Consider the following 21,870-nt stretch of genomic DNA (forward strand, 5'->3'; position numbering starts at 1 on the left):
GGCACTGTCAAACGAACCCCCAGCTCCCGAGTAACACGGCGAGTGCCGCACCCGGCAACATACCGGCGACGAGCCACTGCCGCGAGGCGGCGGAGAGGTCCTGGATCACCGGCATCGCACCGGTGTAGCCCCGGCTGAGCATCGCGAGGTGCACCCGCTCGCCCCGCTCGTACGAGCGGATGAACAGCGCCCCCGCCGACCTGGCGATCACCGGGATGTGCCGCACGTCCCTGGCCACGAACCCGCGCGACTCCCTCGCCACCCGCATCCGGCGCATCTCGTCCAGGATCACGTCCATGTAGCGGAGCATGAACATCGCGATCTGCACCAGCAGCGGCGGCAGCCTCAGGCGCTGGGCGCCAAGCAGTATCAGCCGCGGCTCGGTGGTGGCCGCGAGCAGCACGCTCGCGACCACGCCCAGGGTCGCCTTGGCCAGGATGTTCCAGGCGGCCCACAGGCCGGCGACGCTGAGCGAGAGTCCCATGAAGGTCACCCTCTCGCCGAACCCGATGAACGGGATGGCCAGCGCGAACACCACGAACGGGACCTCGACCACCATCCGCCGCAGCACGAACCCCACCGGGATCCGGGCGAGGGCCGCCACGACGGCCAGGAGCGCGGCGTACAGCCCGAAGGCCCAGAACCACTCGCGCGGAGTGGCGACCACCACCAGGGCGAACCCGGCCACCGCCGCCAGCTTGCACTGGGGCGGCAGCCGGTGCACGAGCGTGTCACCCGGCCGGTGGAGCTGGTGGTGGTGGCCCGATCCCACTAGGCGGACACCTTCTTGTCGCTGTCGTCGGAGCCGGTGCCGTCACCGTGGTCACCCCGGCGGCGCACAGCGTAGAACACCCCGCCGCCGACGGCGAGCGTCACCCCGACGCCGATCACTCCCGCCACGCCCACCGGGATGCCGCCCACGTCCCCGTAGTCGGCGAGCGGCTGCTCACCCAGCGAGTGGTCGGTCGCCTGGTCGCTGAAGCCCTTGTCCTCGGCGACCCACTCCAGGCCGTCGGGCGAGGAGGAGGCGTAGAAGCTGACGACGCCCGCCAACAGCGCCGCCACCGCGATTCCCGCGGGCAGGAACCAGCCGGGACGGCGGGCGGCGACAGGCGCCTTCCGGGTCTCCGAGGTGACGATCACGTCGCCGTCCGCGCCACGCAGAACGAGCGGCGCGACGATCCCGCGGGCGCCGTAGACCAGGTCGGGCCGGATCGCGAGCACGGTGCTGACGGTGACCGCGGTGATCAGGCCCTCCCCCACGCCGATGAGCAGGTGCACGCCGCCCATCGCCGCGGCGACCGTGCCGATCTCGATGGGCGCGGTGCCGCCGATCCAGAACAGCAGGGTGAACGCGAGCGCCGAGGCGGGCACCGAGAGCAGCGCCGCGACGAACGAGGCCACCACCACGACGCCCCTGTTCCGAACGCTCCGGGTGATCAGGAGGAAGACGCCCCACCCGACCAGCACGGCGACGAGGCCCATCAGGGTGATGTTGACGCCCAGCGCGGTCAGTCCGCCGTCCGCGAAGAAGAACGCCTGCACCAGGAGGACGACGGCCACGCACAACACCGCTGTGTAGGGGCCGACGAGTATCGCGGCCAGCGCACCGCCGAGAAGGTGCCCGCTGGTGCCCGCGGCGACCGGGAAGTTGAGCATCTGGACCGCGAAGACGAAGGCGGCGACCAGCCCGGCCATCGGAGCGGTGCGGTCGTCGAGCTCGCGACGGGCGCCGCGCAGGCATACGGCCACACCGGCGGCGGCCACCGCCCCCGCCGACACCGAGACGGCGGCGTTGAAAAAGCCATCGGGTACGTGCACTACAAGCCTCCGAAATGCGGATTTGCCCCTAACTTTAGGCCATGAGCTTGTAGTTGCAAGAAGGTGGCATTAACGCACGATACGTCTGATGAAAGTTCTGGGGCCGAGGGTCCGGACCACCGTGCTGAGCCTGCCCTTCCCCGCCGTGGCGTAGGGCCTGACACTCCACCTGACCGCGCCACGCCACCACGTGCGCGGATGCTCGATCACCTCGGGCACCGCCTCGATCCTGAAGCGCGCGGGCGGCCCACCCAGGGCGAGCTCCAGGTAGGCGTCCCAGGTGCCGGGCCCCAGTCGCCCCATCGCCTGGGAGGCCGTGAACATACCGCCCTCGCCGACCGTGACCGGCTCGCGCCGCTCCCGGCTCGACTCCCGCTCCCGCCAGACCAGAAAGCGCACCGCGTCCGCCGCCGGGGCCTCCGCGCCCACGCTGACCTCACCGTCGAGCACCAGCCGGTGCCCGGCGGCCCAGCGGGCGCGCACCAGCCTCACGCTCCCCGGCACCGAGACCACGTGCCCGCCGATGTCGAGGCTGAGGTTGCCGTACGGGTGGGTGAAGTACGGAAGGGCGACGACGGCGACGACATCGCCCACCACGCGAGGCGCGGGCGGCGCGATCGGCCCCTCCCCTTCGGTGCCCAGACGTGCGAGCCGGGGCACGCCCTCGAAGACGACGCTCACGTGGACGTCCCAGATGCCGGAGGACAGGGTGGTGACGTCGACAGTCCCGGTGAACCCCGCGCAGTCACCGGTCACCGGGACCACGACCTCGTCACAGGGGCCGGCTCCCGTGTGCCGGCGCCGCAGCACCAGGGCGAGATCCCCGCCGGTGATCTCCGGGCAGCCGTAGCGCTCCAACGTGCTCAGCGCCACCTTGCCCGAGATCGCCAGCCGCCCCTCCCGTTCCCGCTCCCAGCGCAGGGCGGTGAGCTCCCGGCGGACCGAGGCCGACTCGATGTGCGCCAGCCGCACCAGGCGGTCGATGTCCTGCAGGGCGGCGATCCGGCTCCGGTCGATCGCCGGGAGCCGCTCACGGACCCCGTCGGTCAGCCACCGCTCGCACATGTCGGCCACCTCGGCGACGATCTCCTTGCGCGCGACCTCCCCGGCGTCCAGGAAGGGCCTGCCGAGGTTGCCGAAGGCGTCCATACGGAAGTGACGCCGTAGAAGGTGGTCACGGAGATCTCCCGGGCGCACGTGGGCGAGCATCAGCTCGACCGGCCGTTTGATCATCCGCAGCCAGGAGACCGGATCGCGGCTCCCCTGCCGCTGCATGATGCTGGTGCCGTCCGGCCGGGCGACCAGGTGGTAGCAGTCGTAGTCGGCGACCACCGAGATCACCTCCGCGTGACAGTAGGCGTGGGTGGTGAAGACGACGTCCTCCCCCACCAGGAGCGTCTCGTCGAAACGGATGGCGTGCCGCTCCAGCATCTCCCTGCGGAAGAGCTTGAAGCAGCTCAGGCTGTTGTAGACCGCGCTGTCGCCGAGCGGCACCCGTTCGGCGTTCTCCTTGAACATCGAGATCGGCACCTTGCGGTCATGCCCGACGATCTTCCCGAGCACGATGTCGGAACCGTTGCGGTCGGCCATCGCGAGCATCCGCTCCAGCGCCTGAGGGCCGAGGTAGTCGTCCGCGTCGCAGAAGAAGACGTATCTGCCGCGCGCATGGGAGAGCCCGACGTTGCGCGGGCGCCCGGCGCCGCCCGACGCCTCCTGTCTGACGACGCGGATCACACCGCGGTGGCAGGAGGCGTAGAGGTCGAGCAGCGCGACACCCCCGTCGGTGGAACCGTCGTCGACGACCACCACCTCCAGGGCGACGCGCTGGATCAGCAGCGAGGTCAGGCATCTGTCGAGATAGGGACCGCAGTTGTGAAGGGGAACGATCACGGTGACGTCGATGTCGGACCGGAGCGCCTCCTCGCTCGTGATGTCATGGCCGCCCCGCTCCATACCCGTGATGTCACAGCCACCCCGCCCCGTGCGGACTCGCTGGAGGATCGTTACTGTCACCGCCGCGCCCCTCGTCGGTCACTCTCCGCTTATCTAGCGTCTCAGTATGTGATGGAGGGCCGTCCGTACGGAGCGAATCCCCAGGGTTGCCCTCCCGATCTGCCGGCGCTGCAGACCCCTGGGGAGCGAAACACCCTTTTCGTGCACCTTGTGCCGCCGCTAGACCTCACTGGACCTCGACGCCGCCCCTGCGGAATTCTCGCGACCGACCCCGGCAGGGTCCTCACGGCCGTCCCCGGCGAGGTCGTCATCTCCCGGGCCTGAATCGTCGTCGTCCTCCCGGGCATGGTCGTCACGACCGCGCGAAGCTCGAACCGCCGCGGACACCCACGCTCGGACCCGACGACGCGGCAGCCAGGCGAGGACATACAGGGCCACCGCCACCACGAACAGCACCCCGAGGAGACGGAGCGGAAGGATGATCAGCACGGTGCTTTGAGTGGAGGTCCAGCCGATACCCGAGATCGACACCGTCGCGCGGCAGACGCACATGAACGGCGGATTCGCCCACCTCGCGGTGACGGTCCTGCTGGCCCCGCGAGGCAGGGTGAAGTCCGGGAACGGCACGTCGTACCCGTTCACGGCGACCTTCAGGCCCCGGGGGGCGAAGAAATCGCGGTGGACGGTCCCGACATTGTCGACGGTGACGGTGAAGTCGACAGGACCACCCGTCGCGAGGCCGCCGGAGGTGGCGAGGTCGCCGAGCCGCACGGACGTGTCGATCGGCCCTGGAACCGTGAGATAGATGGGCGTTCCGATCACCCGGTCGAGTTTGATGTCCTTCCCGCCGGAATCAGCAGGAACAGCAAAGAGCAGGGCCACCTGGTGCCCGCCGTGCTCGGGCCTGGGCGGGGGATCGATCCGTACGGTGACGCTCCGCTCCGCCCCGGGGGCGAGACGGAAGGCCGCCGGCGTGACCCTGAGCCAACCGGCGGCGGAGCGGGGGGTGTCACGCTCGAAGACCATCCTGCCGGTTCGGTCCACCGCGAAGCTCGCCCTGTCGACGACCACCTCGACCGGCGACCGCCCCTTGTTGGCCACATGGAACGACTGGGGCTTGCCGATCTCCTCCGGCCCGACCACCAGGCGTGCCGGGCTCACCGTCAGCGAGAAGTCCGGGGCCGAGCCGGACGTCCCGGAAGCCACGGAACCCATCGCCGACGCCATGTCGCCCGCCAGGAGAAACGCGACGATCACGCACTGAAGTCTTCCGGCCACCGCACATCCCCCTACCGTCGTGGAACGCCACCGGAGTCCGCTCGGGCGGCCATGCCCGCCACCGCACTTACCGTCATCGCGCCCACGAGCACCGCCGGGCCCCCGAACCCCCCGCACCCAAAGGGCACATCAAGATCCTTTTTGAGAATAGTAGTCGTTTGACCACAGATAGCGCAGGCTCCGGGAGGACGTGTCTTTCTCGTGCCCACGGGCACCCCGGCCATCGCGCGACGCGTTTCAGGGTCGCGTTTCAAGGTGAGACCGTGAGCCGAGGGACACACCCCGCCGCCGACGCCGACCTGGCGAAACCTACGAGATCGAATTCCTCGCCGACAATCCGGAGGTTTGGGTGGACCACTGCCACGACCTCGGCCACGCGGCCGACGGCATGACCTACGAGGGGGTCTCCACCTCCTACGAGATCGGCCACAGGACCCCCGACCAGCCGGAATGATCAGGTCGCGGGGATCGAAAGGGGCGCCCCCATCAACCGTCCGGTGGATTCCGAAGGTGCCGCCCACCGATGATTCTCGGAACATGACAGTCATCGAGATCGACGGCCTGCAAAAGAGCTATGGGGGCGGCAAGGCGGTGGACGGTGTCTCCCTGAAGGTGGAGCACGGCGAGATCTTCGGAATAGCCGGTCCCAACGGAGCGGGGAAGAGCACGACCGTGGAGTGCGCGTCGGGGCTGCGGCGGCGGGACGGCGGCACCCTGCGCGTACTGGGGCTGGACCCGGATCGCGACCGGCGCGCGCTGCTGCAACGCGTCGGCGTCCAGCTGCAGGAGGCCGCCCTGCCCGACGCGATCAAGGTCGGCGAGGCGCTGCGGATGTACGCCTCCTTCTACGACAAGCCCGCCGACTGGCGGAAGCTCATGGACGAGTGGGGGCTGGCGGACAGGAGGAGCACCCGCTTCGCGGGCCTGTCCGGCGGCTGGAAACAGCGGCTGTTCATCGCGCTGGCCCTGGTCGGCAACCCGGAAGTCGTCTTCCTCGACGAGCTGACCACGGGCCTGGACCCCTCCGCCCGCCGTACGACCTGGGGCCTGATCCGCGACATGCGCGAGCGCGGGGTCACCGTCGTTCTCGTCACCCATTTCATGGACGAGGCCGAGGCCCTGTGCGACCGCATCGCGATCATCGACCGGGGCCGCGTCGTCGCCGAGGGCGGCCCACGCGAACTGATCGCGAAGGGACGCTCCGATTCACTGGAGGACGCGTACTTCGCTCTGACCGGAGGGGAAACGACGTGAAAGGCATCACACGAGTCATCGCGGTCGAACTCAAACTGATCGTGCGTGATCCGATGTCGGGGTTCTTCGCCCTCGCCTTCCCGGCCATCATGTTGTGGGTCAAGACGCGTACCGGCAAGACCCTTCCCGGCGGGCTGCCGGTCATCGACGCCACGGTGCCGATGCTGAGCGTCTTCGTTATCGGCCTGGCCGGGCTGGTCGTCCTCCCTGCCACGCTGGCGCAGTACAGGGAACGCCGCGTCCTGAAGCGGCTGCGTGCCACCCCCGCCTCGCCCGCGATGCTGGTCGGGGCACAGTGGGCCGCTCACACGCTGCTGGCCGCGATCGGGACGGTGTTGTTGATCGCCATCGGACTGGCCGCCCTCGGACTGTCGGTGCCGGCCGACGCCATGGGCTTTCTTCTGGCGTGGACACTCGGCGCACTGAGCCTTGGCGCCATCGGCCTCTTCATCGGCGCTCTCGTCCCGAACGGCCGCGCCGCGACCGTGATCGGGCTGAGCGTGTTCTTCCCGATGGTATTCCTCTCCGGTGCCATGATCCCCCGCGAGACCATGTCCGGCTCGATGCGCGCCATCGGCGACCTCACCCCCATGGCCCCCGTGGTCGAGGCGATCCGCGCCGCGTGGGAGGGCGATGCGATCGCCCCGGTCACCCTGGGGCTCATGGTGGCGACGGCCCTCGTCATCGGCGGCATCGCCGTCAGGGCCTTCCGGTGGTGACCGGCACCGACCTCGACACCTCACGCTGGGATCGCGCCCGGCTCGCCCTGCCATACGTGTTTCTCCTGCTTCCGACGGTCTTCTCCCTGCTGCGGGACTGGAGGCCGGAGGTGCTGGCACTCGCGGTGCTCGCCGGAGCCTGGCACTGGTTCATGGTGACCTCGCACCCCGCCTGGACCGAACGGCCGATCGCGATGGCCGTCCACTTCGCCGTGACGCTCGGTGCCATCGGGACGTTGATCGGAATCGACACGATGTTCACGGTGACAGGCGTGGGGGCGTTCATCCAGGCCTTCGCCCTGCTGCCCGGCCGGTGGGCGTACGCGGGTGTGGCCGCGACGGCCGGCGTGCTGGTCACCGTCACCCCTCGCCCCGGACGCTCCCCGGCCGAGATGCTCTACGCCTTCCTCGTCGCGACGCTGGTCGCCTCCGCGATCGGCCTGCTGACCCGGATCGTCTCCGACCAGAACGACCAGCGCAAAGCGATGATCCTCCAGTTGAGGAAGACCGGCGCCGCGCTCGCCGCGCTCGCGGAGGAGAACGCGGACCTGCAGGCCCGGCTCCTGACCAGCGCTCGTGAGGCCGGCGTGCTCGGGGAGCGGCAGCGGATGGCCAGGGAGATCCACGACACCATCGCGCAGGGCCTGACCGGCATCCTCACCCAGCTCGAAGCCGCCGACGACGTGCTCGACGACATACCGGCCGTTCGCGCGCGCCTGCACACGGCACGCACCCTGGCCAGGGAGAGCCTGAACGAGGCACGGCGATCGGTCCAGGGGTTGCGTCCGGCACCGCTGGACGAGGCCCAGCTCGCCACCGCCCTTCACGATGTCACTACCAAATGGTCACGAACCACCGGCAAACCCGCCTCCGTGTCGGTCACCGGAGACCCCCGGCCGCTGCACGCGGAGGTGGAGACCACCTTGCTGCGGGTGGCGCAGGAGGCGCTGGCCAACGTTTCGCAACACGCTGCCTCGGCCACCCGGGTCGGACTCACCCTGTCGTACATGGAGGATGTCGTGGTGCTGGACGTGCGCGACGACGGATGCGGCTTCACCCCCGGGGCGGCGGACACCTCGACCGCGAGCGGTTTCGGCCTCATCGCGATGCGCCAGCGAGTCACCCGGCTGGCCGGCGAGTTCGTGATCGAGACGGCCCCCGGCCAGGGAACGGGCATCTCGGCGACCGTCCCCGCCATTCCTCCCGCCGACACGGACGCGGACACAGACGCCGGCGCGGATGCAAACACGGACGCAGACACGGGCCCCGGCTCGTTCGGCCACCGCAGAAACCACCGAAACCACGGAAACGCGGTCTGAGACATGCCGATTCGTATGATCATCGTCGATGACCACCCCGTCGTCCGCGACGGGCTGCGCGGAATCTTCACCGGCGACGACGCCTTCGAGGTCGTCGGCGAGGCGGCCGACGGGCCGGAGGCCCTCGCCGTCGCGCTGCGGACGAACCCCGATGTCGTGCTCATGGACCTGCGCATGCCGAAGATGAGCGGCGCCGAGATCATCCGCCGGTTGCGTGAACAGACGCCCGGCATCCACGTGCTGGTCCTGACCACCTTCGACGACGACGCCGACGTCCTGCCCGCGATCGAGCAGGGCGCCACCGGCTACCTGCTCAAGGACACCCCGCGCGCCGAGCTGCGTGATGCCGTACGGGCGGCGGCCCGCGGCGAGACGGTGCTGTCCCCCTCGGTGGCCGGCGTGCTGGCGCACAGGGTGCGCACGCCGAAGCAACGGGTGCTGAGCCGCAGGGAGATCGAGGTGCTCGGCCTCATCACCCGTGGCGCGACCAACCGCGAGGTGGCCGCGAAACTGTTCATCACCGAGGCGACGGTGAAGACGCATCTGCTGCACATCTTCGCCAAGCTCGGCGTCAACGACCGGGCGGCCGCGGTCGCGGCGGCCTACGAGACCGGCCTGCTCAAACCGGCCGTTTCAGAGTGAGCGTCGATTCCCGACTCCGAGGTTTCGCGACCGAAGGCCGGCCTCGAGGAGCCATCGGGTCATGCGCTGCCCGGTCCGAGGACCCGTCTGGCCGATCTCCATCCCAGCTCCAACACTCACCGACCGATCGCCACCCGGCACGCTACCGAACACCCGCCCCATGACCGCGTAACCGGCCTTTGAGGAGAATCGGCACCACCTTCGCTCCCAAGTGATCACTCCCAAGCCTGAGGCCTGATCGTCGCCCTCCGGCGGAACCCACTCGGACACGAGGTCGTTGCATTCCTTGGTGACCCCGCTGTGGCAGCTCTCATGAAGGAGTCGGACGATCATGAGCTTCTTTAAATCCAAGGACAAGGGACAGGAAATCACCGAGACCATCGAGCAGGCTCGGCAGGCGCACGCGGAAGGACGCAAGGTCTTCGTGTCCCGCCTTCGGATCGACTACAGCGGTTCCGGGGCTTCCACAAGCCCTGAGGCGGCCGATCTGATCGAGGGGATCGAACGTGAGGGGTGGACGCTCAGTCACGTGTCGGAGAGCGTGTACGCGGACTCCATCACACAGATGACCTGCATCTTCCACCACGGACAGCCGTAGAGCTCTGTACGGCGGGCCGACTGGGGGCGATGCACGGCGGCCCGATTCTCGCCGCCGTCCGGTGGCGTTCCTCCACTCGGGCCGATCTACCAGCACGCCGGCCCGCGCTGCGACAGGGGCATCACGGACGTTCGAGGTGGCCATGAAGAAGTCCGGTGGCGATCGCGCGACGCGTTCCACGCCTCGCGCTTTAAGGTGAGACCGTGAGCCGAGGGACGAACCCTGCCGACGCCGGCCTGGCGGTGCTCGTCGGGGTCCTGGTGGGCGTCGCGATGAGCGTGGCGACCAAGCCCGTCCCCGGGTCGCGGCCCCCGACGTGATCGCCTACGGTCTCGCGGCCGTCATCGGCGGCCACGCTGGAGGTATTCGATGATTCACCCTCCCGGTCCGCACCTCGCGCCCCGGCGTACCCCTCTCGACTCAGAGGAGAGTGCCCGGGCCGAGGCGAACTTTGCTTCCCTGGTCGTTCAGAACCTCGTCGCCAACGGGCGGTTCAGGATAACCGCCGACACCCCGGAGATGGTGGAGTTGTGGCAGAGGGTCGCCCGCCACGCGGGTGACATGCTCCAACGGCCCGTGGTCAGCTACGCCAACGGCAGAGACATCGTGATCACCTTCGACCAGGAGGAGACCCCACCGACCGGGATGTCCGCCCGGCACACGAGCGACCACCGGACGTCGTCCACGTAGCCGATCACCCCTGAACGGTGGAAGGTCACCACCGACATCGACCGGGCGGACGTTCGATCACCGTCAACCGCTCGGTGATCAGCCACAGCGCGATCGCGATCTGTACGGCTGTGATGGCTGCCCCATGGCCAGGGTCAGACCAGGCCCTGGTCGGTCCAGACGACGCCCTTGTTGCGGCACAGGCAGAAGGGGTGGCCGATCGGGTCGGTGTAGACCCGCCAGCCATAGCCGTTGGGGCCGATGAAGTCCTGCCGCAGCGTCGCGCCGAGGTCGAGGACGCGGCGCTGCTCGGACTCGATCTCGTCCACTTCGAAGTCGAGGTGGAACTGCTTGGGGTGCTCGCTGTCGGGCCACTGCGGAGCGCGGTAGTCGTCCACCCGGATGAAGGCCAGCTCGACCTCGCCGAACTTGATGCCGGCCCAGTTCTCGTCGCTGTCTTCCTTGATCGGGCGGCCCGTCACCTCAGAGTAGAAGGCTGCCAGCTTCATCGTGTCCGGGCAGTCGATGATGAAATCGGTGAGTTGCAGCATCCCGCGATTTTGCCACAAGCCAGGACCGCGACAAGGCCATCGCGGAGGCCCTGGGCAAGGCACTCAAAGTCGCACGCAAGACGTCCACGAAGAAGACCAGGGGCACGCGGGTGGCACGAAAAGGCAAAAAGTCCGCTTAACGATCAAAGGGCCAGGTCACCGTATGCCGGTTGACCTGGCCCTTTACTGCGAGCCGACGAGGGGAATCGAACCCCTGACCTACAGTTTACAAGACTGTTGCTCTGCCGATTGAGCTACGTCGGCACGGTCGCCAGTCGAGTGTAGTCGGCTCGCTCCCCGTACGTCACCGAGGTATGCCCCGCCGATTGCGAACCGTTAGGAACGGCGGTGGCGGGCGACCTCGTAGAGGGCGATACCCGCGGCTACGCCGGCGTTGAGGGACTCGGCGGCGGCCCGCATCGGGATGCGGACGACCAGGTCACACGCCTCGCGGACCAGTCGGGACAGGCCCTTGCCCTCGGAGCCCACCACGACGACCAGCGGGCCGTCGAGGAGGTTGGCCTCGCCGATGTCGACCGTGCCCTCGCCGTCCAGGCCGATCACGAACAGGCCCGCCTCGCGGTACTCCCGCAGGGTGGCGGTGAGGTTGGCGGCGCGGGCGACCGGCAGGGTGGCCAGCGTGCCGGCCGAGGTCTTCCAGGCCCCGCCGGTGACCCCGGCCGAGCGGCGGGAGGGGATGACCAGACCGTGGGCGCCGAAGGCGGTGGCCGAGCGGGCGATGGCGCCCAGGTTGCGGGGGTCGGTGACGCTGTCGAGAGCGACGATCAGCGGGACCTCCGCACCTTCCTGGGCGATGCGGACCAGGTCGTCGGGGTGGGCGTAGTCGTACGGGGGGATCTGCAGGGCGATGCCCTGATGGATCCCCCCCTCGGTGAGGCGGTCGAGCTTCTCCCTGCCGACCTCCAGCATCGCGATGCCCCGGGTGGCGGCGATGCGGACCGATTCCTTGACGCGGTCGTCGTTGTCGATGCGCAGGGCCACATAGAGCGTGCTGGCCGGGACTCCGGCCCGCAACGCCTCCACGACGGGGTTGCGCCCGCCGATGTGCTCGGGCGCGTCGTCGCTACGCCGGGTGCGGACCGGGGTGCGCGGGGAGGGAGACCTGCCGGTCCTCTCCTCGCGCTCGACCCGCTCGGTGCGCGCCTTGTCCTTGTGCCAGTGCCGCATGTGCGCCGGCGGGGTGGCTCCCCTGCCCTCCAAGCCTCGGCGGACGTTACCGCCCGTGCCCTTGGTCGGACTCTTCTTCTTCGCGGGTCGCCCGGACCCTTTACCCCCACCAGCCATGGTCTATAGCGTACGGCCTGGTTTCACCGCGAGAGTTCCCAGCGCGGGCCCTGAGGGGTGTCCTCGACGTGGATTCCCGCGTGGGAAAGCTGGTCACGGATGCCGTCGGCCGCCGAGAAGTCCTTGCGCGCCCGCGCCGCCTGCCGCTGCTCCAGCGCGACGGCGACCAGCGCGTCGACGGTCGCCCGCATGCCGGTCTCGCCGCCCGAGGAGCGCCACTGCTCCGAGCGCGGGTCGAGGCCGAGGACGTCGAGCATGTTCTGCGTCTCGGCGAGCAGCCTGGCGACCTGCTCCTTGTTGCCCTGGGCCAGCGCGACGTTGCCCTCGCGGACCACCTCGTGCACCACGGCGAGCGCCTGGGGGGTGCCCAGATCGTCGTCGAGGGCGTCGGAGAACGCCTGGGGAAGCGGCGCGTGCGCGTCGACGTCGTGGATGACCTCGGCCGCGCGGGTGACGAAGCCCTCGATCCGCTGGTAGGCCGAGGCGGCCTCGAACAGCGCCTCCTCCGAGTATTCGATCGAGGATCGGTAGTGCGGAGCCGCCAGGTAGTAACGGAGCTCGACCGGGCGAACCTTCTTGGTGACCTCGGGGACGAGCAGGGAGTTGCCGAGCGACTTGCTCATCTTCTCCGCGCCGATCTTGAGCATGCCGTTGTGCATCCAGTAGCGGGCGAAGCCGTCGCCCGCCGCCTGGGACTGGGTCAGCTCGTTCTCGTGGTGCGGGAAGATCAGGTCGACGCCGCCGCCGTGGATGTCGAAGGTGGCGCCGAGATACTTGGTCGCCATGGCGGAGCACTCCAGGTGCCAGCCGGGACGGCCCCGGCCCCACGGGGTCGGCCAGGTCGGCTCCCCCGGCTTCTCGCCCTTCCAGAGCGCGAAGTCGCGCGGGTCTCGCTTGCAGGAGTCGGTCTCGGTGTCGCCCGCGGCTCGCATGTTCTGGAGCTTCTGGTTGGACAGCGAGCCGTATCGGTCGGCGTAGGACATGACGTCGAAGTAGACGTCACCGCCGGAGGCGTAGGCGTGACCGGCGGCGATCAGCCGGTCCATCAGCTCGATCATCTCGGGCACGTGACCGGTGGCACGCGGCTCGACGGTCGGGGGCAGGCAACCCAGCACCTCGTAGGCCCAGGTGAAGGCCCTCTGGTTACGCTCGGCGACGGCGAACCACGGCACGTTCTCGGCTGCGGCGACCCTAATGATCTTGTCGTCGATGTCGGTGACGTTGCGGCAGAAGGTCACCTCGTACCCAGACCTGATCATCCAGCGACGGAGCACGTCGAAGTTGACGCCCGAGCGGATGTGCCCGATGTGCGGGGGAGCCTGCACGGTGGCACCACACAGGTAGATCGAGGCCCGGCCGGGTTCTACCGGGACGAATTCGCGGACGGTGCGTACGCTGGTGTCGTATAGCTGCAGGCTCACGAAGGCAAGGCTAATGCCTCACCTCGCCTCACAAACCGAGTTGCGGGACGTTGAAGACACTCAGCAGAGTGTTTTATGACCACTAGCGGTGAATGTCGCCCGACTAGTCCGTCGAAACAGCACCGTGATAGACCACGCGTTCAGGGACGATCCTGGCGATCAGCCTCTCCACCTCAGGCTTCTCCTCGACCCAGTCCTCACCGCGGTATTTGTGCGACATCTCCTGGATGAGCGCCCCGTCGGGATCGTCGGCGAGGGTGACCGTCCCCCGCACCTCGACATAGCGGTACGGGTCGGCGGGATCGAACACCACGATGGCCGTGCGCGGGTCGCGCGCGAAGTTGAGGCTCTTGCGCCTGCCCCTGATCGTCGAGAACACCACGTCGTTCCCGTCCGTCTTCACCCAGACGACGCTCGCCTGCGGGCTCCCGTCTTCGTTGAGACTCGTCACGGTCGCGAAGTTCGCGGCGTCGAACATCTCGCGTACGGAATCGGACAGTTCTGCCATTTCTTCGCCTCGATCGTTCTCTGTCGCCCTCGGAAAACTTCCCCGATCATGCTAGATGTCGATTCTGTAGGCTCAAAGAGCCATGGACGCCAAATCCCCCGGGGCGACGGGCTCGATCTCCCGCCCGTCCCCGCCCCCGCCACTGACCATCGCCGCCCCCGAGCCGAGCCGGATGGCCGTCGCCCTGCGCCACGCCGGGATCGTCGTCACCGGAGTCGGCGTCGCCGCCCTCACCGCGGCGGCCTGCGTGCTCTCCTTCGAGGATCTACGGGCTCTCGCCGTCGCGGGCAGGGCGACCGCCGACCTCGCGTACCTCTACCCCGCGGCCTTCGACGCCCTGCTCGTCATCGCGATGATCGGCGTACTGCTGCTGAGGGGCGGCTGGTGGCCGGTGCGGCTGCAGGCGGGCGTGATCCTGACGCTGCTGCTCGCCGGCGCGGTCGCCGCCGAGGTGGCCACCGCCATGCGGATGGCGGTGGACGAAGGGCGAGCGGCCGTCGTGGTCGCCGTCGCCCCCTGGGTGATGCTGATCCTGGCCCTGTGGCTCTGGCTCCTGCTGATCAAACACGCCGCCGCCCGGAGGGCCGCGGCCGACGCGGCCCTTTCCGGCCTGTCGTCCGAGCGCGACATCGTGCCGTTCCCCGAGGCGAACCGGGCGGCCACGGAGCGTTCGGGCGCGCCCGACACCGGGGAACGGTGGCAGGGGCAGGCCCCGCCCGCCCATCCTGAGCAGCCTGCCCGCCCCGACCACGGAGGCCACCCGGGTCACCCTGGCCAGCTGGTGCACCACCCCGCGGCCGAGATCATGCTGGACCCGCACGCCGCGCCTCCCCTGGAGACCGCACCGCACCATGACCTTCCGGTGGGCGAGCCGGTGGTCGGCCCCACGGCGGCGCCGGAGACGCCCGAGGTCGCCGACATCCCACAGGACCCTCAGGGACCTGCGGCTCCCCGTCCCGGCAAGCCGATGCGCTGGGGCGACCTGGTCAGGCCCCGCCAGGGCGACCTGCTCGTCCACCCGCCTCGTCCCGCCGTACGGACACCGAGCGAGGAGCCGGAGAGCGAGGGCAGGGTCAGCGAGCGGGTGGAGACCTGGGACAGCGACGCCGACCTCCCACCTGAGCAGGCCGCGGAAACGGACGGTGCGGAGGAGTCCGGTACGGCCGGGACCGGCCCGCGCGCCACGGCACGGCGCGGCACGGACGAGGAGGGCGAGCGCGACGAGGACACCCAGCCGTTCCTCGCCGTGAAGGACCACGAGGGGGACCGGCAGGACCGGCAGGACCGTCCGGCGAATGTCGCCCCGAGGGCCGCGACGAGGACGACCGCGAGGAAAACCGCGGAGAAGGCCCCGGCGAAGGCCACCGAGAGGGCTACGAGGAAGGCCCGAGGGGCGAGCGCCGAGACGTCCGAGGAGACGGCCGTGCGGGCGCCTGTGGCGGCGCGAGAGGCGCGCACGAGCGGAAGAAAGGCAGGGGCGCCCGACCTCGCGCACGGCGCCGAGGCCGCCGAGGCCGGGGAGGAGGCCGCGGCGCGGTCCTACGATGACGAGAACGGCACCGCGGCACCGCCCTCCGGGCGGATGCGCAGCACGCCCGTACCACCGGGCGAGTGAGGAACAGTTAGGAACAGGGGCGGACGCGGGTCACCCGTCGTACGCCCGTCGGGTCAGCTCCGGGGCCTGGGAGGAGCTGACCCGGTCTTCGGGCCGTCGGCTCGGCCGGATCTCCCCCGCGGAGATCGTCGAGCTCGGCTACGTGGTCGGCGTCGTCTCGGTCCCGCCGTACGCGCTGGAGACCCAGACGTTCGAGAACCACGTCTTCGGATGGTGTCCGTTCAGGCCTCGCGGCCGGGCCGCGAGGCCTGAACTCACCCTTCGGATGGAACGAACGGCGCGGCCTTCGGCCAAGACCGCCGTTCGCCACCCGGTGTTGGACCGGCCCGCAGCTATTCGCTCACACATGTGTGAGCGGCGCCCCGCTGCGGACCGGCGATTTGCTCCCCTCCGGGCCCGTGTCCTGGATCGGCCGGAAGCCGATTCGGCACGTTGCCTCGAACCGGCCGGAAACGGCCGAGACCCGCTCGGCATGCCAGACGGAGCCGAGCGGGTCTTCTCCTGGAGCACGGTGACATCGTCGGCACCGTGAGCACCTCCGGACCGGAGGGGGTCCAGTCGAGCCTCGGCGAGGTCACCGGGATCTTCACCCGGGTGTTCGCCTAAACCCTGGAACGCTTGAGACCGGCGACCAGGCCGACACCGACGACAGCCAGACCCACCTGCATGACGAGCTCGATCCAGTCGATACCGCTCGTGGTGGCGACGCCGAGACCCTGGGCGATGGCGGTGCCGATAAGCGCGGCGATGATACCGACGACAACGGTCAGAACCACTCCGATCGCCTGCCTACCGGGAAGCAGGAGACGGCCGAGGGCTCCGATGACCGCGCCGATAACGATTGCCCCGAGAATGGACGCGATAGTCATTTCAACCTCCCAGTGAGGGTGAGACCTTCACTCTCATGGGGAGGTGGCTACCCCCTGGGTCACGGATATGCCTGTCGGCGGCAAAAAATCCGTCAGTGCGTCTTTCTCGCCTGCATCTGGACGACGAGGAGCACCCCCAGCACCGCGAGTGCCAACTGGATGATGTGCTCCCACCAGTTGATCCCGCGCGTGTGGATCAGGCCGAGCGCCCCGGCGATCGCGGTGCCGATAAGCGCGGCCACGATGCCGACGATGAGCGTCAGGCCGATGCTGATGTTCTGGCGTCCTGGAAGAATGAGTCGCGCCAGGGCGCCGATGATGGCGCCGATGATGATTGCGGAGACAATCGAGACGATCATGTCTGGCTCCCCCTGTTACGAGACACGGTCACCAAGGGGTTACCCAGAGCATTCACTGATCACGCTAAAGAAACGATCACGCTGTAAAAAGGGGTGGCCCGTACCGCGCCAGGAAACGGGCCACCGCCTCGATATGGATCGACGAGCATTCCGCGCCGCTCGCCGGAACGTTTTCCACGTTCCGTATAGGAGACGTCCGGCACCCGCTACAGGTTCACCACGATCGCGGTCGCGACGGCGGCCACCCCTTCGCCCCGTCCGGTGAGGCCCAGCCCGTCGGTCGTGGTGGCGCTGACGCTCACGGGAGCCCCCACGGCGGCGCTGAGGGCCTTCTCGGCCTCGACACGCCGGGGAGCGAGCTTGGGACGGTTGCCGATCACCTGAACGGCCACGTTGCCGATCTCGAAGCCCGCGGCGCGCACCTTGCGGGCGGTCTCCTCCAGCAGGGCCGCGCCCGAGGCGCCGGACCACCGGGGGTCGGACGTGCCGAACAGGCCGCCGAGGTCACCGAGACCCGCCGCGGAGAGCAGCGCGTCACAGGCGGCGTGGGCCGCGGCGTCACCGTCGGAGTGGCCGGCCAGGCCGGTCTCACCCGGCCAGTGCAGACCCGCGAGGTGAAGCTCGCGACCAGAAGCGAACGGGTGGACGTCGACCCCGACGCCCACCCGTGGAAATGTCTTGTTCAGGAGTTGAGAACCTCGTCCAGCAGGGCCTCGGCCTTGTCCTCGTTGGTCTTCTCCGCGAGCGCGAGCTCGCTGACGAGGATCTGCCTGGCCTTCGCCAGCATTCTCTTCTCTCCCGCGGAGAGTCCGCGCTCCCTGTCTCGCCGCCACAGGTCGCGAACGACCTCGGCAACCTTGTTGACGTCACCGGACGCCAGCTTCTCAAGGTTCGCCTTGTAGCGTCGTGACCAGTTCGTGGGCTCTTCGGTGTGAGGCATTCGAAGCACGTCGAAAACGCGCTCAAGGCCCTCTTGTCCGACGACATCGCGAACACCCACGAGCTCTGCGTTGTCTGCCGGCACCTGGACGGTAAGGTCGCCCTTGTCGACCTTAAGAACCAGGTAGGTCCTTTCCTCACCCTTGATGGTTCGGGTCGTGATCGCCTCGATCCGAGCAGCCCCGTGGTGGGGGTAGACGACAGTGTCGCCGACCTGGAAAGTCATGTGACAAGTACCCCTTCCGCTGTACTCAAGAGTACCACGTATCCACAGCCTCCCGGAACAGTGAAATCACCATAACTGCAGGTCAAAGCCGCATCTTATGACTTGACAAGTGGCCAAGTGTATGAATCAGAGGGACAAAAAGCGCTTATGACCTGCGCTCCCCGCCTTCGGATGATGAGGCGGGTCGGCGGGAAACCCGGTGAACGTCGCCGATAGGGTTGCCCTTGCCCTATCTCACGCGTGACAAGGAGAACTCGCACCGTGACCCGCAACATCCGCCACCGGGCGATCGTCGCCGCGGCGTTCCTCGCAGCCGCTTCGGCACTGGCCGGCTGCGGTGCCGGATCCGACGCGATCACCAACAAGCCCTACTCGCCGACCGAGGCCCTCACGGTCAAGACGAACGGCATCGACATCTCCCAGGCCTTCTTCCTGGGGCCCGACTCGGGCGCGACGCTGCCGGAGGGTGCGGCCACCCCGCTCTACCTGTCGTTGATCAACACCAACGCGGGCTCCGACCAGCTCGTCGGTCTCGGCGTCGACCCCGCCCTCGGTACGGCGAAGGTGAGCGCGCCCGTGCCGCTCCCTCACAACCAGCGGGTGAGCGTCGGCAAGCCGACCCCAACCATCCTGATCGAAGGGCTGAAGAAGCCGCTCAGGGGCGGCGAGGGCGTCAAGGTGCAGCTGCAGTTCGCCAACGCCGGGATCGTGCAGCTCACGATCCCGGTGATCACCCGCAGCCGCGAGTTCACCGCCTACCCGCAGGCTCCCGGCGCCTCCGCGGCGCCCACGCCGTCGCCCACCCCCTCGGCCACCGCCACCGGCGAGGAGCACTCCTCCGGACACTGATCGCCGCTCCCGGTGAGGGCCTCCGGACACGCCGAGGGGCCGTACGGCGCGGGCACGCCGTACGGCCCCTCGGATCGTCCGGAGGCGAGCGATCATCCCGATGCGGACGTCACCGAAGCCGTCGCCTTCGCGGAGGCGAGTGATCACCCCAAAGTCGGCGTCGCGGAAGCCGGTCGCCTTCGCGGAGGCGACCGATCGTCGCCGGACGGGCGCCTCCGAGGCCGCGGAGAGACTCAGATCTCAGCGGGGTCGAACTTGTACCCCAGCCCCCGGACGGTGAGAATGCAGCGCGGGTTGGACGGGTCGGACTCGACCTTGGCCCGCAGCCGCTTGACGTGCACATCCAGGGTCTTGGTGTCGCCCACGTAGTCGGCGCCCCAGACCCGGTCGATGAGCTGGCCCCGGGTGAGCACCCGCCCGGCGTTGCGCAGCAGCACCTCCAGCAGCTCGAACTCCTTCAGCGGCAGCTGCACCGCCTCACCCCGTACGGCGACGATGTGGCGATCGACGTCCATCCTGACCGGACCGGCGGCCAGCACCGCCGACTCCAGCTCCTCCACGTCGCCCTGGCGGCGCAGCACCGCGCGGATACGGGCCACCAGCTCCCTGGAGGAGAAGGGCTTGGTGACGTAGTCGTCGGCGCCGAGCTCCAGCCCGACGACCTTGTCGATCTCGCTGTCCTTCGCGGTGAGCATGATGACGGGCACGTTGGAGCGCTGGCGGAGCGAGCGGCAGACCTCGGTGCCGGGCAGGCCGGGAAGCATCAGGTCGAGCAGCACCAGGTCGGCGCCGTTGCGGTCGAAGGTCTCCAGCGCTTCCGGCCCGGTGGCGGCCACGGCCACCTCGAAGCCTTCCTTGCGCAGCATGTATGACAGGGCGTCGGAGAACGATTCCTCGTCCTCGACAACGAGCACGCGGGTCACTGCGCGGCCTCCAGGGGGATCGTGGTCGTAGCTGGTTCCGTAACCGCCATGCCGCCGAAGGCGGGCAGGCGGAGGGTGAATGTGGAACCGGAACCTTCCTTGCTCCACACCGTGACCGCCCCGTTGTGGGAGGCGGCCACGTGCTTGACGATGGCCAGGCCCAGGCCCGTGCCACCGGTCGCCCGCGAGCGTGCCGCGTCGACACGGAAGAACCGTTCGAAGATCCGCTCCTGGGCGCTCTCGGGGATGCCGATTCCCTGGTCGCTCACGCTGATCTCGACGGATTCGGTGTTGGGGCCCGCCGCGCGGGCGCTGACCACGACCCGGGTGTGCTCGGGGCTGTAGGCGACCGCGTTGTCGATGAGGTTGCGCAGGGCGGTGACGAGAAGCTCGTCGTCGCCCCATATCCGCAGGCCCTCGACCCCGCCGGCGACGAGGGTGATGTCCTTGGCCGCCGCGGTGGTGTTGCAGCGGTCGATGGCCTCGTGGACCGCCTCGTCGATCAGAACAGGGCCGGGGGTGGGGATGGGCTCGGCGCCCTGGATGCGGGAGAGGGTGATGAGGTCCTGGACCAGGTAGGTGAGCCGGGCCGCCTCGTGTTGCATGCGCCCCGCGAAGCGGGTGACGGCCTCGGGGTCGTCGGCGGCGTCCTGGATGGTCTCGGCCAGCAGCGAGAGCGCGCCCACCGGCGTCTTGAGCTCGTGGCTCACGTTGGCCACGAAGTCGCGGCGAACCGCCTCGACACGGCGGTGCTCGGTCTGGTCCTCGGCGAGGACGAGCACCTGGCCGTGGGAGCCGAGCGGGGCGACCCGCACCGCGAAGCTGGTCGACTCCTGGCCGAACTTGTGGCCGGCCACCTCGATCTCGCTCTCGCGGATCTCGCCGTCCCTGCGCACCTTCCTGGCCAGTGCGAGCAACTCGGCCGCCATGAGGTGATCTCCTTTGACCAGGCCGAACGCGCGGGCCGCCGAGCTGGCGCGCAGCACGCGGTCCTCCTTGTCGAGCACGACCGCCGAGGACGGCAGCACGGCCAGCACCGAGGCGACCCCCTGGGGCAACGCGCCGGGCTCGACGCCGTAAACCGGTGTCATCGCTCTCCGCTGTCCGTGGTTCTGGCGGACGACCATCACGGCCAGCGCTCCCACGACGAAACCGGCCAGTGCGGCCAGGCTCGCCATCAGCTCACTCACGTGGTCCTCCCGTAGGCTTCACGTCCTCGATGGTAGGTCGGGGTTTTCCCGTTGGGGACGGCTAAAGGGGCATGACCACGGGCTTTCCCATAAAGTTCACTTTACGGTCGAGGTTCGTTCACCGTTACCGCCCTACCGTGAGTGGCATGCGCGACGCCTACCACGAAGACCTCGACGCCCTCACCGGACGACTGGTCGAGATGACCCGACTCGTCAGGTCGGCGATATCGCGGGCCACCACGGCCCTCCTGGACGCCGACCTCCACCTCGCCGAGAGCGTCATCTCCCAGGACGAGGAGGTCAACCGGATCTTCGCGGAGGTCGAGGCCACGATCTTCGACCTGATGGCGCGGCAGCAGCCCGTGGCCGTGGACCTCAGAATGATCATCGCGGCGCTGCGGATGGGCACCGACCTGGAGCGGATGGGCGACCTCGCCGAGCATGTGGCCAAGATCGCCAGGCTGCGCCACCCCGACTCCGCGATCCCGCCCGAGGTCCGCTCCACCATCCTGGAGATGGGCCAGATCGCCGAACGTCTCGTCACCAAGACCGGCAGCTGCATCGCCTCGCGCGACGTGGAGTCGGCCCTGGAGCTGGAGTCCGACGACGACGCCATGGACAGGCTGCACCGGAGGCTGTTCAAGATCCTGATGGCCCCCGACTGGAAGTACGGCGTCGAGCCGGCCATCGACGTGACGCTGATCGGCCGCTACTACGAGCGCTACGCCGACCACGCGGTCCGCGTCGCGCACGACGTGGTCTATCTGGTGACGGGCTCCCGTCCCCAGGACACCTCTGTGCTCTGAGTCCCCCGTCGGCCGATCCCCGCCGGTCTTCACGAACGTCTTCATGGAAAAAGGGA

Annotated in this window: 23 protein-coding genes, 1 tRNA gene and 1 pseudogene; 10 read left to right on the forward strand and 15 right to left on the reverse strand. The window is 69.0% G+C overall.

What is annotated here, in order from left to right:
* Positions 1-7: 7 nt before the first annotated feature.
* The 4 genes from cbiQ to ACIBH4_RS09580 form a co-directional block, all read right to left on the reverse strand.
* Positions 8-772, reverse strand: coding sequence for a cobalt ECF transporter T component CbiQ (gene cbiQ, locus ACIBH4_RS09565; protein ID WP_362762879.1), 765 nt, complete (start codon positions 770-772; stop codon positions 8-10).
* Positions 772-1,821, reverse strand: a complete 1,050-nt coding sequence (locus ACIBH4_RS09570) for an energy-coupling factor ABC transporter permease (RefSeq protein WP_362762876.1) — start codon at positions 1,819-1,821, stop codon at positions 772-774. The genes cbiQ and ACIBH4_RS09570 overlap by 1 nt, the downstream gene beginning before the upstream one ends.
* 69 nt (positions 1,822-1,890) lie before the next feature.
* Complete coding sequence (locus ACIBH4_RS09575) at positions 1,891-3,834, reverse strand: glycosyltransferase family 2 protein (RefSeq protein ID WP_362503194.1); 1,944 nt, start codon at positions 3,832-3,834, stop codon at positions 1,891-1,893.
* A gap of 159 nt (positions 3,835-3,993) precedes the next feature.
* Positions 3,994-5,052: a hypothetical protein gene (locus tag ACIBH4_RS09580; RefSeq protein ID WP_362503196.1), complete on the reverse strand. Its 1,059-nt coding sequence runs from the start codon at positions 5,050-5,052 to the stop codon at positions 3,994-3,996.
* Positions 5,053-5,359: 307 nt separating this feature from the next.
* On the opposite strand from ACIBH4_RS09580, the pseudogene ACIBH4_RS09585 reads away from it, so the two are divergent.
* The 7 genes and pseudogenes from ACIBH4_RS09585 to ACIBH4_RS09615 form a co-directional block, all read left to right on the forward strand.
* A pseudogene (locus tag ACIBH4_RS09585) lies at positions 5,360-5,506 on the forward strand (multicopper oxidase domain-containing protein); the annotation flags it as partial.
* 83 nt (positions 5,507-5,589) lie between these two features.
* Positions 5,590-6,306, forward strand: coding sequence for an ABC transporter ATP-binding protein (locus tag ACIBH4_RS09590; RefSeq protein ID WP_362503199.1), 717 nt, complete (start codon positions 5,590-5,592; stop codon positions 6,304-6,306).
* Positions 6,303-7,025: an ABC transporter permease gene (locus ACIBH4_RS09595; protein WP_362503202.1), complete on the forward strand. Its 723-nt coding sequence runs from the start codon at positions 6,303-6,305 to the stop codon at positions 7,023-7,025. Before ACIBH4_RS09590 ends, ACIBH4_RS09595 begins: the two co-directional genes overlap by 4 nt.
* A complete protein-coding gene (locus ACIBH4_RS09600; protein WP_362503205.1) occupies positions 7,022-8,344 on the forward strand; it encodes a sensor histidine kinase in 1,323 nt (440 codons plus the stop codon). Before ACIBH4_RS09595 ends, ACIBH4_RS09600 begins: the two co-directional genes overlap by 4 nt.
* A gap of 15 nt (positions 8,345-8,359) precedes the next feature.
* Positions 8,360-8,986, forward strand: coding sequence for a response regulator transcription factor (locus ACIBH4_RS09605; RefSeq protein ID WP_362762873.1), 627 nt, complete (start codon positions 8,360-8,362; stop codon positions 8,984-8,986).
* 331 nt (positions 8,987-9,317) lie between these two features.
* Positions 9,318-9,584, forward strand: a complete 267-nt coding sequence (locus tag ACIBH4_RS09610; RefSeq protein WP_362503211.1) for a hypothetical protein — start codon at positions 9,318-9,320, stop codon at positions 9,582-9,584.
* A gap of 369 nt (positions 9,585-9,953) precedes the next feature.
* Positions 9,954-10,274 carry a hypothetical protein gene (locus ACIBH4_RS09615; protein WP_362503214.1) on the forward strand — a complete coding sequence of 107 codons (321 nt, stop codon included), beginning with the start codon at positions 9,954-9,956 and terminating at the stop codon, positions 10,272-10,274.
* Between the two features lie 134 nt (positions 10,275-10,408).
* On the opposite strand, the gene ACIBH4_RS09620 is transcribed toward ACIBH4_RS09615, so the two are convergent.
* The 5 genes from ACIBH4_RS09620 to ACIBH4_RS09640 all read right to left on the reverse strand — a co-directional run bounded on the left by ACIBH4_RS09620 (position 10,409) and on the right by ACIBH4_RS09640 (position 14,038).
* Positions 10,409-10,804 (reverse strand): VOC family protein, encoded by a 396-nt coding sequence (locus ACIBH4_RS09620; RefSeq protein ID WP_362503217.1) that lies wholly within the window; start codon positions 10,802-10,804, stop codon positions 10,409-10,411.
* Between the two features lie 191 nt (positions 10,805-10,995).
* Positions 10,996-11,068: transfer RNA gene (locus ACIBH4_RS09625), tRNA-Thr, on the reverse strand.
* A gap of 72 nt (positions 11,069-11,140) precedes the next feature.
* Positions 11,141-12,109: a 23S rRNA (guanosine(2251)-2'-O)-methyltransferase RlmB gene (gene rlmB, locus ACIBH4_RS09630; protein WP_350943169.1), complete on the reverse strand. Its 969-nt coding sequence runs from the start codon at positions 12,107-12,109 to the stop codon at positions 11,141-11,143.
* Between the two features lie 23 nt (positions 12,110-12,132).
* Entirely contained in the window at positions 12,133-13,530 is a 1,398-nt protein-coding gene (cysS, locus tag ACIBH4_RS09635; protein WP_362503220.1) for a cysteine--tRNA ligase, read from the reverse strand.
* 103 nt (positions 13,531-13,633) lie between these two features.
* Entirely contained in the window at positions 13,634-14,038 is a 405-nt protein-coding gene (locus tag ACIBH4_RS09640) for a PPOX class F420-dependent oxidoreductase (protein ID WP_362503223.1), read from the reverse strand.
* A gap of 82 nt (positions 14,039-14,120) precedes the next feature.
* Between ACIBH4_RS09640 and ACIBH4_RS09645 the strand changes: the two genes are divergently transcribed.
* A complete protein-coding gene (locus ACIBH4_RS09645; RefSeq protein WP_362503226.1) occupies positions 14,121-15,653 on the forward strand; it encodes a hypothetical protein in 1,533 nt (510 codons plus the stop codon).
* Between the two features lie 602 nt (positions 15,654-16,255).
* On the opposite strand, the gene ACIBH4_RS09650 is transcribed toward ACIBH4_RS09645, so the two are convergent.
* The 4 genes from ACIBH4_RS09650 to ACIBH4_RS09665 form a co-directional block, all read right to left on the reverse strand.
* Positions 16,256-16,522 (reverse strand): GlsB/YeaQ/YmgE family stress response membrane protein, encoded by a 267-nt coding sequence (locus ACIBH4_RS09650; RefSeq protein ID WP_362503229.1) that lies wholly within the window; start codon positions 16,520-16,522, stop codon positions 16,256-16,258.
* Positions 16,523-16,614: 92 nt separating this feature from the next.
* Entirely contained in the window at positions 16,615-16,881 is a 267-nt protein-coding gene (locus tag ACIBH4_RS09655; protein ID WP_350943160.1) for a GlsB/YeaQ/YmgE family stress response membrane protein, read from the reverse strand.
* A 206-nt stretch (positions 16,882-17,087) separates the two neighbouring features.
* A complete protein-coding gene (ispF, locus tag ACIBH4_RS09660) occupies positions 17,088-17,546 on the reverse strand; it encodes a 2-C-methyl-D-erythritol 2,4-cyclodiphosphate synthase (protein WP_350943159.1) in 459 nt (152 codons plus the stop codon).
* 17 nt (positions 17,547-17,563) lie between these two features.
* Positions 17,564-18,046 (reverse strand): CarD family transcriptional regulator, encoded by a 483-nt coding sequence (locus tag ACIBH4_RS09665; RefSeq protein WP_030924410.1) that lies wholly within the window; start codon positions 18,044-18,046, stop codon positions 17,564-17,566.
* Between the two features lie 261 nt (positions 18,047-18,307).
* Between ACIBH4_RS09665 and ACIBH4_RS09670 the strand changes: the two genes are divergently transcribed.
* On the forward strand, positions 18,308-18,895 hold the full coding sequence (locus ACIBH4_RS09670; protein WP_362503235.1) for a copper chaperone PCu(A)C: 588 nt from the start codon (positions 18,308-18,310) through the stop codon (positions 18,893-18,895).
* Between the two features lie 233 nt (positions 18,896-19,128).
* Here the strand turns inward: ACIBH4_RS09670 and ACIBH4_RS09675 are convergent, their stop codons facing one another.
* Positions 19,129-19,818, reverse strand: coding sequence for a response regulator transcription factor (locus ACIBH4_RS09675; RefSeq protein ID WP_329089757.1), 690 nt, complete (start codon positions 19,816-19,818; stop codon positions 19,129-19,131).
* Positions 19,815-20,999: a sensor histidine kinase gene (locus tag ACIBH4_RS09680; protein ID WP_386208610.1), complete on the reverse strand. Its 1,185-nt coding sequence runs from the start codon at positions 20,997-20,999 to the stop codon at positions 19,815-19,817. Before ACIBH4_RS09680 ends, ACIBH4_RS09675 begins: the two co-directional genes overlap by 4 nt.
* Positions 21,000-21,154: 155 nt before the next feature.
* Between ACIBH4_RS09680 and phoU the strand changes: the two genes are divergently transcribed.
* Positions 21,155-21,814: a phosphate signaling complex protein PhoU gene (phoU, locus tag ACIBH4_RS09685; protein ID WP_362503239.1), complete on the forward strand. Its 660-nt coding sequence runs from the start codon at positions 21,155-21,157 to the stop codon at positions 21,812-21,814.
* The last annotated feature ends 56 nt before the right edge of the window (positions 21,815-21,870 follow it).

Source organism: Streptosporangium sp. NPDC050284 (genome assembly GCF_044459525.1).
In the GTDB taxonomy this organism is placed as follows: Bacteria; Actinomycetota; Actinomycetes; order Streptosporangiales; family Streptosporangiaceae; genus Streptosporangium.

Excerpts from the sequence above, each read along its gene's own strand:
- ACIBH4_RS09655 (WP_350943160.1), bottom strand. The coding sequence starts at position 16,881 with ATGATCGTCTCGATTGTCTCCGCAATCATCATCGGCGCCATCATCGGC.
- ACIBH4_RS09645 (WP_362503226.1), top strand. The coding sequence starts at position 14,121 with ATGGACGCCAAATCCCCCGGGGCGACGGGCTCGATCTCCCGCCCGTCC.
- ACIBH4_RS09650 (WP_362503229.1), bottom strand. The coding sequence starts at position 16,522 with ATGACTATCGCGTCCATTCTCGGGGCAATCGTTATCGGCGCGGTCATC.
- ACIBH4_RS09590 (WP_362503199.1), top strand. The coding sequence starts at position 5,590 with ATGACAGTCATCGAGATCGACGGCCTGCAAAAGAGCTATGGGGGCGGC.
- ACIBH4_RS09615 (WP_362503214.1), top strand. The coding sequence starts at position 9,954 with ATGATTCACCCTCCCGGTCCGCACCTCGCGCCCCGGCGTACCCCTCTC.
- ACIBH4_RS09620 (WP_362503217.1), bottom strand. The coding sequence starts at position 10,804 with ATGCTGCAACTCACCGATTTCATCATCGACTGCCCGGACACGATGAAG.
- phoU (WP_362503239.1), top strand. The coding sequence starts at position 21,155 with ATGCGCGACGCCTACCACGAAGACCTCGACGCCCTCACCGGACGACTG.
- ACIBH4_RS09665 (WP_030924410.1), bottom strand. The coding sequence starts at position 18,046 with ATGACTTTCCAGGTCGGCGACACTGTCGTCTACCCCCACCACGGGGCT.
- ACIBH4_RS09640 (WP_362503223.1), bottom strand. The coding sequence starts at position 14,038 with ATGGCAGAACTGTCCGATTCCGTACGCGAGATGTTCGACGCCGCGAAC.
- ACIBH4_RS09605 (WP_362762873.1), top strand. The coding sequence starts at position 8,360 with ATGATCATCGTCGATGACCACCCCGTCGTCCGCGACGGGCTGCGCGGA.
- ACIBH4_RS09610 (WP_362503211.1), top strand. The coding sequence starts at position 9,318 with ATGAGCTTCTTTAAATCCAAGGACAAGGGACAGGAAATCACCGAGACC.
- rlmB (WP_350943169.1), bottom strand. The coding sequence starts at position 12,109 with ATGGCTGGTGGGGGTAAAGGGTCCGGGCGACCCGCGAAGAAGAAGAGT.